Origin of the sequence: Streptomyces sp. NPDC017056, from assembly GCF_044332485.1 — a bacterium.
In the GTDB taxonomy this organism is placed as follows: domain Bacteria; phylum Actinomycetota; class Actinomycetes; order Streptomycetales; family Streptomycetaceae; genus Streptomyces.
Genome location: NZ_JBIRPD010000003.1, coordinates 227,267 through 238,326, shown reverse-complemented (window position 1 = coordinate 238,326; position 11,060 = coordinate 227,267). Strand labels below are relative to the sequence as shown.

General features: G+C 73.2%; 8 protein-coding genes. 7 read left to right on the top strand and 1 reads right to left on the bottom strand.

All coding sequences use genetic code 11. The features are described 5' to 3' along the window. Positions 1–51: 51 nt before the first annotated feature. From ACH4OW_RS06770 to ACH4OW_RS06745, 6 genes are all read left to right on the top strand, one after another. On the top strand, positions 52–978 hold the full coding sequence (locus ACH4OW_RS06770) for an NTP transferase domain-containing protein (protein WP_398025989.1): 927 nt from the start codon (positions 52–54) through the stop codon (positions 976–978). Next, positions 975–3,131 (top strand): molybdopterin-binding protein, encoded by a 2,157-nt coding sequence (locus ACH4OW_RS06765; protein WP_398025525.1) that lies wholly within the window; start codon positions 975–977, stop codon positions 3,129–3,131. The genes ACH4OW_RS06770 and ACH4OW_RS06765 overlap by 4 nt, the downstream gene beginning before the upstream one ends. Further along, on the top strand, positions 3,128–4,273 hold the full coding sequence (locus ACH4OW_RS06760; RefSeq protein ID WP_360125483.1) for a potassium channel family protein: 1,146 nt from the start codon (positions 3,128–3,130) through the stop codon (positions 4,271–4,273). The genes ACH4OW_RS06765 and ACH4OW_RS06760 overlap by 4 nt, the downstream gene beginning before the upstream one ends. Before the next feature lie 67 nt (positions 4,274–4,340). After that, on the top strand, positions 4,341–5,318 hold the full coding sequence (locus ACH4OW_RS06755) for an NAD(P)H-quinone oxidoreductase (RefSeq protein WP_398025523.1): 978 nt from the start codon (positions 4,341–4,343) through the stop codon (positions 5,316–5,318). A 201-nt stretch (positions 5,319–5,519) separates the two neighbouring features. After that, a complete protein-coding gene (locus tag ACH4OW_RS06750; RefSeq protein WP_398025521.1) occupies positions 5,520–6,317 on the top strand; it encodes a hypothetical protein in 798 nt (265 codons plus the stop codon). A gap of 91 nt (positions 6,318–6,408) precedes the next feature. Then, positions 6,409–6,975, top strand: a complete 567-nt coding sequence (locus ACH4OW_RS06745; RefSeq protein ID WP_360125489.1) for a bacterial proteasome activator family protein — start codon at positions 6,409–6,411, stop codon at positions 6,973–6,975. Positions 6,976–7,092: 117 nt separating this feature from the next. Here ACH4OW_RS06745 and ACH4OW_RS06740 read toward each other — a convergent pair whose 3' ends face one another. Further along, the gene (locus tag ACH4OW_RS06740; protein WP_360125491.1) at positions 7,093–8,787 is read right to left on the bottom strand and encodes a protein kinase; all 1,695 of its coding nucleotides are present in this window, start codon (positions 8,785–8,787) and stop codon (positions 7,093–7,095) included. Between the two features lie 468 nt (positions 8,788–9,255). Between ACH4OW_RS06740 and ACH4OW_RS06735 the strand changes: the two genes are divergently transcribed. After that, the gene (locus ACH4OW_RS06735) at positions 9,256–10,905 is read left to right on the top strand and encodes a protein kinase (RefSeq protein WP_398025517.1); all 1,650 of its coding nucleotides are present in this window, start codon (positions 9,256–9,258) and stop codon (positions 10,903–10,905) included. Positions 10,906–11,060 lie beyond the last annotated feature (155 nt).

Genomic DNA, 11,060 nt, shown 5'->3' with positions numbered 1-11,060 from the left:
CGCGACGGCTCCGGACCGGGTGCCTTCGCGTACGAGGCCGAGTACGACGTCATCGTGCCGGCCGGGGGCGCGGCCCGGCGGCTCGGCGGTGCGGACAAGCCGGCCCTGTCCGTGGGCGGCCGTTCGCTGCTGGACCGGGTGCTCGACGCATGCCCGGACGCAGCGAGGACCGTGGTCGTCGGCCCGCCGCGCCCTACCGCACGCCCGGTCGTCCACGTCCGCGAGGAACCCCCCGGCGGCGGGCCGCTCGCCGCGCTGGACGCCGGGCTGCGGCACACCAAGGCTCCGGTCGTGCTCGTCCTCTCCGCCGACCTGCCGTTTCTGACGGGGGCGACGGTACGGGCCCTGCTGGCGGCCGTCAGGGGCGGCGCCCCGCGAGGGGACTGCGACGCCACTCAGGTGGCCAGCGCCCAAGACAGCGCCCAGGTGGACGGCGCGCTCCTGCGGGACGCGGAGGGCCGCGACCAGCCGCTGGTCGCCGCCTACCGGGCGGAGCCGTTGCGGCGGGCGATGGCGGCGGTACGGGCCGAGCGCGGCGCGACGGCCGGGCTTCCGCTGCGCGCGCTGCTGGACCGGCTGACCCTCCGTCGGGTGGCCGACCCGACGGCTACGGCGTCCTTCGACTGCGACACCTGGGAGGACATCGAAGCGGCACGCGCCCGTATCAGGGAGCATGGGAACGTGTTGGACGAATGGATCACCGCAGCCAAGGCCGAACTGGGCATCGAACTCGATGTCAACACGGCGGCACTCCTCGACCTCGCGCGTGACGCGGCGCACGGCGTGACCCGGCCGGCGGCGCCGCTGACGACCTTCCTGGTCGGCTACGCCGCCGCCCAGCAGGGCCGGGACGTGTCCGTACTGGCGGGCAAGGTGGCCGCGCTGGCCAACCGCTGGGCCGCCGAGTCCGCCGAGAACGCCGACGCCACGCCGGAGGCGGCGCCCGAGGCCAAGCCGAAAGCGCGGCCGGCGGAATGACGGACGGGGAGTTCGACGACGCGCTGGCGCTGGCCAACGGCGGCCCCATCGAGCTGCCGGGGCACGATCAGGGCCGACGTCGCGATCAGGGCCGAGATTACGAGCAGGGCCGCGATCAGGGTCAGGGCCGCGATCACGGTCACGCGCCGCCTTCCGGCGACAGCCGTATCCCCGCTCCCGGTGAGAGCCGTATCGCCGCGCCCGACGACGGTCACGGCACGGCCTCCGACACGTACGCGCCCGTCTTCGAAGACAGCTACGCCTGGATCTTCGGCGACGACCGGCGACCGACCCGGGAAGCCGGCAGGGGCCGAAAGACCGCCGGGAGCCGAGAACCCGACCGGGACCGAGAGCCCAGCGCAGAGACCAGCACAGGGCCCAGCGCTGGGCCCAGCACGGAGGCTGGCGAGCAGTCCGGCCAAAAGCCCGCCCCGGAACCCAACGCAACGCCCGACACGAAGCCCGCCGACCCGAAACCCGGCGCAAAGCCCACGGCAAAGCCCAGCCCCAAAACCGGCGGCACAGGGCTGGACGACGACGCGCGCCTCGGCCCGTACACGCCCTGGGACACCGCCCCGGCACCGCCTCCCGAGTCACACGAGCCGTCACCCACCCCCAACGCCCGCACCAGCTCCCCCACCCCCACCCGCCGCACCCACCACGGGCGTCCCGCGCCGACCGCGTGGCGTACGGCCCGTGCCATCGCCGCCCGCGCGCCGGAAGGGCCGCTCGCCCCGGCCGTTTGTCCGCTCGGCAGTGCCGCTCTCGGGCGTACCCTCGCCGAGCCGCTGACCGCGTTGACCGACCTGCCGTCCTTCGACACCTCCGCGATGGACGGCTGGGCCGTCGCCGGGCCCGGCCCCTGGCACCTGCCCGCGCGCCCCGGCCCCGGCGAGCCCGAGCAGGACGCCGGTATCGGCATCCTCGCAGGTCACGAGAGGTCCGAGGCGCTCGCGGACGGCGACGCGGTGCCGATCGCCACCGGCGCCCGTATCCCGCCGGGCGCCACGGCGGTGCTACGGAGCGAGCACGGTGAGGTACGGGAGCGCCTCGACGGGGGCGCACAGTTGTACGCGCCCGCGCCCGCGCCCCCCGGCCAGGACATCCGGCCACGTGGCCAGGAGTGCCGGCGGGGCGAGCAACTCCTGCCTGCCGGCGCCCTGGTGACGCCCGCCGTGCTCGGCCTGGCCGCGGCCGCCGGGTACGACGAGTTGACCGCGTACGCCAGGCCGCGCGTCGAAGTGTTCGTGCTGGGTGACGAGTTGCTGCGGTCCGGGCTGCCCGCCGACGGGCTGATCCGGGACGCGCTCGGCCCGATGCTCGGCCCCTGGCTGCGTGCCCTGGGCGCGGAAGCCGGGCCGACGCGCCATCTCGCGGACGACGCCGACACGTTGTACGAGGCCATCGCGGACTCGACGGCGGATCTGGTGATCACCACCGGCGGTACGGCCGCCGGGCCCGTCGACCATGTGCATCCCACGTTGCGGCGGCTGGGCGCGGAGATTCTGGTGGACGGCGTGGCGGTACGCCCCGGTCACCCCATGCTCCTCGCGTGCCTCCCCCGTACCGACGAAACTCATTCCGACGCGCCTCCTTCCCGTACCGCGTCGCAGCTCTTCGTCGGACTTCCCGGCAACCCGCTCGCCGCCGTGTCGGGCCTGCTCACCCTCGCGGAGCCGGTGCTGCGCACGCTCGCCGCCCGGCGCAGGGCGGCCTCCTGCCGGGTGCCGGTGACCGCCACCGTGTCCGGGCACCCGCACGACACCCGGCTCATTCCGGTCGCCTACCGGGACGATGCGGACGGCGAGGGGGACAGCGTGGCGGTCGTACCGCTGCGCTTCAGCGGGCCCGCCATGCTGCGCGGCATCGCGGCCGCCGACGCGCTGGCCGTCGTTCCGCCGGGCGGCGCCGCGCGCGGCGAGTATGTCGAACTGCTCGATCTGCCCTGGTCAGCCGATTGGTCAGCTGGTTGGTCAGTCGATTGGTCAACCGGTTGGTCCGCTGATCGGTCAGCGGATTGGTCGGCGGGCTGGACGGCCGAGGCGCCCGACACCCGCTCGAACGTTTCGCCACCCCGACCCCCGGCCCCGCCCCCGGCCTCCGGCCCGCCCTCACCCCCAGGCCCGCACCCGACCGGCGGAGGCGCCGCGTGAAGCTCCCCACCCACGACGCCGCGGCCCGCGAACTCCCCGAGGACCGCAGCCACCGCGTCGTGCTGCCCCGCCGCACCCCCGTGGCGCCGCTGCGCCAGGTGGCGCGCCGCCTGCTGATGGCGCTGCTCGTGCTCGTCGCGACGGTGGCCATCGTCTGGGTCGACCGCGACGAGTACCACGACAACGCCAACGGCTCCGTCGACTTCCTCGACTGCGTCTACTACGCCACCGTCACGCTCTCCACCACCGGCTACGGCGACATCGTCCCGTACGGGGACGGCGCGCGGCTGCTGAACATCCTGCTCATCACGCCCCTCCGAGTCCTCTTCCTGATCATCCTGGTCGGGACCACTCTCGAAGTCCTCACCGAGCGCACCCGCGAGCAGTGGCAACTGAACCGCTGGAGAAACGCCTTGCGCGACCACACCGTCATCGTCGGCTTCGGCACCAAGGGTCGGTCCGCGGCCCAGACCCTGCGTGCGACCGGTCTGACCCGCGACCGCATCGTCATCGTCGACCCGAGCCCCAAGGTCATCGACGCCGCGGTCGCCGAGGGCTTCGCCGGCGTGGTCGGCGACGCCACCCGCAGCGACGTCCTGGTACGCGCCGAGATCCAGCGCGCCCGCCAGGTCGTCATCGCCACCCAGCGCGACGACACCGCCGTCCTCGTCTCGCTCACCGCCCGCCAGCTGAACAAGAAGGCGAACATCGTCGCGGCGGTGCGGGAGGAGGAGAACGCGCCGCTGCTGCGCCAGTCCGGCGCCGACATGGTCATCACCTCGGCCAGCGCCGCCGGCCGCCTGCTCGGCCTGTCGGTGCACAGCCCGAGTGCCGGTACGGTCCTGGAGGACCTCATCCAGCAGGGCAGCGGCCTGGACCTGATCGAGCGCCCGGTGGTGAAGGCCGAGGTCGGCAAGTCGGTGCGGGAGACCGACGACCTGATCGTCTCGGTGCTGCGCGGCCACCGGCTCCTCGGGTACGACGATCCGGCGGCCAGCCCGCTACAGGCCGCCGACCGGGTGATCACCATCGTCAGGGCGGCGCCCGTGGACGCGTCGGAAGGCCCCGCCAAGCCGGGCTCGAAGCCGATGATCCCCGGTACGGGGGTCTCTCCCATGGCACCCGTCCGGCGCGACGACTGACGACCGCTGACCGGAGGCGCGCCCTCCGGCCGAGCGCCTTCGTACGGTGGCGAGTAGCCTCGCGGCCATGCGTGCGATCACCATTCCCGAACCCGGTGGCCCCGACGCCCTCGTATGGGCCGAGGTGCCCGATCCGCAACCCGCCGAAGGGGAGGTCCTGGTCGAGGTGGCGGCCACCGCCGTCAACCGCGCCGACCTCCTCCAGCGCCAGGGCTTCTACGATCCGCCGCCCGGCGCGTCCCCGTACCCCGGCCTGGAGTGCGCCGGCCGGATCAGCGCCCTCGGCCCCGGGGTGAGCGGCTGGTCGGTCGGCGACGAGGTGTGCGCGCTGCTGTCCGGCGGCGGGTACGCGGAGCTGGTCGCCGTGCCCGCGGGCCAGCTGCTGCCCGTACCGAAGGGCCTCGACGCGGCGGCCGCCGCCGCGCTGCCCGAGGTGACGTGCACCGTCTGGTCGAACGTCTTCATGATCGCGCACCTGCGGCCCGGCGAGACGCTGCTCGTGCACGGCGGCTCCAGCGGCATCGGCACGATGGCGATCCAGCTCGCCAAGGCGGTCGGCGCCCGGGTCGCGGTCACCGCGGGCAGCGCCGACAAGCTGGCCCGCTGCGCCGAACTGGGCGCCGACATCCTCGTCAACTACCGGGACCAGGACTTCGTCGAGGAGGTGCGCAAGGCCACCGACGGCAAGGGCGCTGACGTCATCCTGGACATCATGGGCGCCAAGTACCTCGACCCGAACGTCAAGGCGCTGGCCACCAACGGCCGCCTCGCGATCATCGGCCTCCAGGGCGGCGCGAAGGGCGAGCTGAACCTCGGCGCGCTGCTCACCAAGCGCGGTGCGGTCACCGCCACTTCGCTGCGCGGCCGCCCGCTGGCCGAGAAGGCGGCGATCGTGGCCGCCGTACGGGAACACGTCTGGCCGCTGATCGAGAACGGCCAGGTCCGGCCGATCGTGGACCGCACCCTGCCGATGCAGGAGGCGCCCGAGGCGCACCGGGTCGTGGACGCGAGCAGCCACGTGGGCAAGGTCGTCCTGACGCTCTGACGCTCTGACGCTCTGACGCTCTGATACTCGTTCACACGCTGTGACGCTGTGACGCTCTGACGGGGGCCGGAGGCGAGCCCGAGACCGATACGAGCCCCCTCCGGCCCCGCCCCAGCCCTCCCGCCCCGCCCGAGATGCCGGACACCTCCCCCCATGTGACGCTGAGAAGATCAGTCGGCGGCTCCGCAGGTATGGGAGGCCATGAGGGTGACTCCGGAACTCGTGACCCCGGCGATGCTGCGCCGGTTGACTCTCGTGGCTCTCGCGGCAGGTCTGCTGTGCGCCGCCGTCCTGCTGCCCCTCCCGGGCCCGGCGGCCTCGGCGGCAACCAGCCACGGCCATACCCGCCCGGACGGCGCCGCCCACCCCGACGCCCCAAGCCGCAACCAGGCCCCCGACCGCAACCAAGGCCCGGACCGCAACCAGGGCCCCGACCGCAACCAGAGCCCGGGAAGCGGTGACCCGGACCGTCCGAGCCCCGGCCCCGCCGGTCCGCTCCTGCCCTCGCTCCTCGCGCCGACCGGCCTGCTGCCCCTTCTCCCGCCCGCCGACGCCCCGGCCACCGCCCGCCCGCCCCACCCGCCGGAACCGGGCCCGTCCGCGCCGCAGAGCCGTCCCACGGGCGGTGCCGGGGCCGTGCCCGCGCACCCCTCGCCCCGTACCCCGGCCCCCTCCGCCTCGTCCGGGCGCCTTGAGGCGGCCTCTCCGTCGCCCGGCAAGCCGCGCCGGGGCGATCTGGCCGGGCGCCTCGCCCACCGGCCCTACGTGCCGCTGCCGCCCCTCCAGGCCCCCGTACGCCCGGCTTCCCCGGCACGGTCGCACGGTCCGTCCCGTTACGCGCCCGGTGCCGTGCCCGGCGCCGCTTCCGCCACCGCCGAGACCCCGTACGAGGCGGTGGACCAGGGCAACGGTGTGCACCGCGTCCTCCCGCTGGGCGCGGGCATGGCGCTGACCGGCCTCGGCCTCGCTTTCATCGCCTTGCGGCTGCGCCGCTCCTGACGTGTTCCGTACCGAATCGGCATCCGGAGGTTGGATCATCTTTCTCCCAGGGCACAACCGTTCCTAGTCGTCTGTACGAGAGAATGGCGGCATGGATATGCCGATGAACGAACGGTCGCAGGAGAGTCCGCACGTCCTGGTTGTCGGCCCGGACGGAATGGCTCTCGGCAGCGCCGGCTCCGGTGGCGGGGACGGCGACGACGAGTCCCGCGAGGTTCCCGTGACGGACATGGTCGAACAGCCTGCGAAGGTCATGCGCATCGGCAGCATGATCAAGCAGCTTCTCGAAGAGGTGAAGGCCGCCCCGCTGGACGAGGCGAGCCGGGTCCGGCTCAAGGAGATCCACTCCAGCTCGGTCAAGGAGCTGGAGGACGGTCTGGCGCCCGAGCTGGTCGAGGAGCTGGAGCGGCTGTCGCTTCCGTTCACCGACGACTCGGTGCCCACGGACGCGGAACTGCGCATTGCCCAGGCCCAGTTGGTCGGCTGGCTGGAGGGGCTGTTCCACGGCATCCAGACCGCGCTGTTCGCCCAGCAGATGGCGGCGCGCGCCCAGTTGGAGCAGATGCGCCGGGCGCTGCCGCCCGGTGCCGTGCCGTCCGATGACCACGAGCAGCACCAGCCCGGACAGGGCGGCGCCCGCTCGGGCCCGTACCTCTGATCAGACCTTACGAACACCCGCCAACCGCCGCCGCACACCGAGAAGCACACGAGAAGGGGCCCGGCCGCGCATCCCGCGCGCCGGGCCCCTCTCGTGTCGTGCCGGAACCGGGTGACGTTACGAGCTGCGCCCGTTGGACACGGTCAGGTGAATCTTCCCGCCGGTCTTCGGGTCCCACAGGGAGGTCGGCGACTGGCTGATGACCGTGTCCTTGCCGTAGATGGCGCTGGTGCTCTCGGTCACCTCGTACTGCCAGCCCGCGGCGTCCATGCACCGCTTCACCGAGTCCAGGTTCTTGCCGTAGAAGTACGGCAGGTAGATCTTGCCCTTCTGGGCGTAGCTTTCGAGCGGGTCGGTGCAGCGGCTGGTGGGGATGGTGGCCGCCAGGTCCGGCGGCTTGACCGAGGGGGAAGGCGAGTAGGAGTACGGGCTGGTGGGGCGCGGGCGCGGGGTGTCGCTGCTGCCGCCGCTCAGGCCGATGCCGATGGCGACCGCGGTGACGACGACCACGCCGACGATGGCGGAGACGACGACCACCGGGGTGTTGCCCCGGCCGCCGGAGCGGTTGCCGCCGGGGTTCGGGCCGACCGGCGCCGGTGTGGCGGGGCCCGCGTACGGCGGCGGGGTCTGGAAGCCGTTGTTGAACGGGGCCTGGCCCTGCGCGGGGATCGGCGTGGGCGGCTGGTAGGCGTTGACCGGCGGGGGCGTGGCCGGGGCCGAGGGTCCGTAGGCCGAGGGGCCGGGCCCCATCTGCGGGTTTGCCTGGGGTGCGGCCTGTGTCGGCTGGTACGGCGTCTGCACGCTCGGCGGCGCCGGGGTGTGCGGCCCGGCGGCGTTGGCGGAGGCGGCGGGGAAGACCGCGGAGGACACCGACGAGCCGCTGGTGCGTGCCCGCGGGCCCTCGCTGATGATCAGCGGGGTGGCGCCGGGCTGGCCCGTGCCGGCGACGCGCAGGCACTCGTCCCGCATGGCCTCGGCGGTCGGGAAGCGCTCATTGGGGTTCTTCTTCAGCGCGCGGGCGATCAGCGCGTCCACGGCGGGCGGCAGCGAGCGGTTGATGCCGGAGGGGACCGGCGGCTCTTCCTGGACGTGCGCGTAGGCGATGGCCAGCGGGGAGTCCGCGTCGAAGGGCAGCTGGCCGGTCAGCAGCTCGAAGAGCATGATGCCGACCGAGTACAGGTCGGAGCGGGCGTCCACGCCGCGGCCGAGCGCCTGCTCGGGGGAAAGGTACTGCGGGGTGCCGACGACCATGCCGGTCTGCGTCATGGAGGTGACGCCGGACTGCATGGCGCGGGCGATGCCGAAGTCCATGACCTTGACGACGTTGCGCTTGTTCAGCATGACGTTGCCGGGCTTGATGTCGCGGTGGACCAGGCCCATTTCGTGGCTGACCTCAAGGGCGGCCAGCACATCGGCCGTGATCTTGAGCGCTTTCTCGGTGGGCATCGCGCCGTGCCGGGCGATGTCGCTGTCCAGGTCGGAGCGGAGCGGCTGGCCCGCCACGTACTCCATGACGATGTACGGCACCATGCCGCCGTCGAGCTCGTCCTCGCCGGAGTCGAACACCGAGACGATGTTGGTGTGGGTGAGCTTGGCCACGGACTGGGCCTCGCGCCGGAAGCGCTCGCGGAACGCCGGTTCGCGCCCCAGCTCGGTGTGGAGCGTCTTGATCGCGACCTCGCGGTCCAGGACACTGTCGTAGGCGAGGTGCACGGACGCCATGCCGCCGGCGCCCAGCAGGTCACGGAGCTGGTAGCGGCCCCCGCCGACCGAACGGCCCTCGTACTGGCCCTGAGCGCCGTCCTGGCTCATGGTTCCGCTTCCCCCTTGGCGCGCTGTTCCCGCGCACGTGTTGCGGCGCGCCGCGCCCCGTGGCTTGTCGTGCCCGTCCGTGTAGAGACGTGTGACGTATTGACGTGTACAGACGTTACTCAACGTCGTCCGCCTGCGGCACGTGCGGCTGCGGACGTGCCGAGATCAGTATGGGTTGTGTCGAGATCAGTATCCGCGATGGCGGAGCCCAGTCTGCCCCAGGGCCGGGACACGTCAAGCTGTGTGCCCGTTCCGTGACCAGATGCGCAAGATCCCATTACGGTCCCGGGCTGTTTCGGTCGCCGGTCGGCCCGTGAATCCCGCTGGTGAACTTGCGACAATGGGGCCGCAGAAGGTGTGATGACCGGTCCATCACGGGACCGGCGCATGTCGCGGAGCCTGTAGCGTGCTCTAGCGAAGACCGAGACCTTACCGCTGTGATGCGGATCGATTCGACGGCGAGGACCGATGGCACCGACGCAGAGCCCCCAGGGCCCGTCCGATCCTGATGCCACCGGCTCCAACTCTTCCGATGCAAATCTTTCCGATGCACCGGAGATGTGGGGCAATGGCGGTTTGGTGGGCGACGGACGCTACCGGCTCACGCGCCGGCTCGGCCGTGGCGGCATGGCGGAGGTGTTCGCCGCCGAGGACGTGCGCCTCGGCCGCACCGTCGCCGTCAAGCTGCTGCGTGCCGACCTCGCGGAGGACCCGGTCTCCAAGGCCCGCTTCACCCGCGAGGCACAGTCCGTCGCGGGGCTGAACCACCACGCGGTGGTCGCGGTGTACGACTCCGGCGAGGACTACGCCGGCGGCTCCACCGTGCCGTACATCGTCATGGAGCTGGTCGAGGGCAGCACCATCCGCGACCTGCTGATGAACGCGGACGCCCCGCCGCCGGACCAAGCGCTGATCATCGTCTCCGGGGTGCTGGAGGCGCTGGCCTACAGCCACCAGCACGGCATCGTGCACCGTGACATCAAGCCCGCGAACGTGATCATCACGCACGGCGGCGCGGTCAAGGTGATGGACTTCGGCATCGCCCGTGCGCTGCACGGCGCGCAGTCGACGATGACGCAGACCGGCATGGTCATGGGCACGCCCCAGTACCTGTCGCCCGAGCAGGCCCTCGGCAAGACCGTCGACACCCGCTCCGACCTGTACGCGACCGGCTGTCTGCTGTACGAACTGCTCGCGCTGCGCCCGCCGTTCACCGGTGAGACGCCGCTGTCGGTCGTCTACCAGCACGTCCAGGACATGCCGGTGCCGCCTTCGGAGGTCTCCTCCTCGGTGCCGCCGGAGCTGGACGGCCTGGTGATGCGTTCGCTCGCCAAGGACCCGGACGACCGCTTCCAGACCGCCGAGGAGATGCGCGGGCTGGTCCAGTACGCGCTCCAGATGCTCCACGAGCAGGGCGGTCACTCCGGTACGTGGAACACCGGGCCGGTCGCCTTGCACGACAGCGGGCACACCCCGGCCATGGGTTCGGTCGCCGCCACCACCGCGCTGCCGCACCCGGACCACGGGCAGACCACGGCGCAGCCGATACTGCCCCCGGGTATGCGGGACGGGGACGGCGGCTACGAGGGCGGGCACCGGCCCGCCAAGGGCGGCAGCGGCAAGATCTGGCTGATCGCGGCGCTCGCGGTGATCGCCATCGCGGTCGGTGTGGCCTTCGCGCTGCAGAACGCGGGCGGTGACGAGAAGAAGAACCCGACGCCGACCAAGAGCCCGTCGGCCTCGCAGAGCTCCGAGGAGCAGACCTCCGACTCGCCCTCCGCCGAGCCGTCCACGCCGTACACCCAGCCCGGCAGCACGGGCGGCGACTCCGGCTCGTACACCCGTACGCCGTCGCACCGTCCGAGCACGCCGCGTACCTCCGAGCCGCCCACCAACAAGCCCACGCAGTCCAAGCCCCCGACGTCCCCGACGCCCCCCAAGCCGACCAACGGTGGTACGACCAGCGGCAACACGACCACCGGGTCCGACGGCGGCAACGGCGACACCAACGGCAACACCAGCAACGGCAGCTCGACCAACGGCAACACCAGCACCGGGGCCAACGGCGGCAGCGGCAGCCCCGGCGGGGCCGGCGCGATCGGCGGCACCACCGACTGACCGCCGTGGGGGGGGGGGGCCCGCCCCGGCCGGCCCCCCCCCCCCCCCCGCCCCCCCCCGCCCCCCCCCCCCCCCCCCCGCCCCCCCCCCCCCCCCGCCCGCCCCCCGCGCCCGGGCGCCCGGGCCCGCGGGCCCCCGCCGGCGCCGCGGCCAGG

Excerpts from the sequence above, each read along its gene's own strand:
- ACH4OW_RS06765 (WP_398025525.1), top strand. The coding sequence starts at position 975 with ATGACGGACGGGGAGTTCGACGACGCGCTGGCGCTGGCCAACGGCGGC.
- ACH4OW_RS06755 (WP_398025523.1), top strand. The coding sequence starts at position 4,341 with ATGCGTGCGATCACCATTCCCGAACCCGGTGGCCCCGACGCCCTCGTA.
- ACH4OW_RS06750 (WP_398025521.1), top strand. The coding sequence starts at position 5,520 with ATGAGGGTGACTCCGGAACTCGTGACCCCGGCGATGCTGCGCCGGTTG.
- ACH4OW_RS06745 (WP_360125489.1), top strand. The coding sequence starts at position 6,409 with ATGGATATGCCGATGAACGAACGGTCGCAGGAGAGTCCGCACGTCCTG.
- ACH4OW_RS06740 (WP_360125491.1), bottom strand. The coding sequence starts at position 8,787 with ATGAGCCAGGACGGCGCTCAGGGCCAGTACGAGGGCCGTTCGGTCGGC.
- ACH4OW_RS06735 (WP_398025517.1), top strand. The coding sequence starts at position 9,256 with ATGGCACCGACGCAGAGCCCCCAGGGCCCGTCCGATCCTGATGCCACC.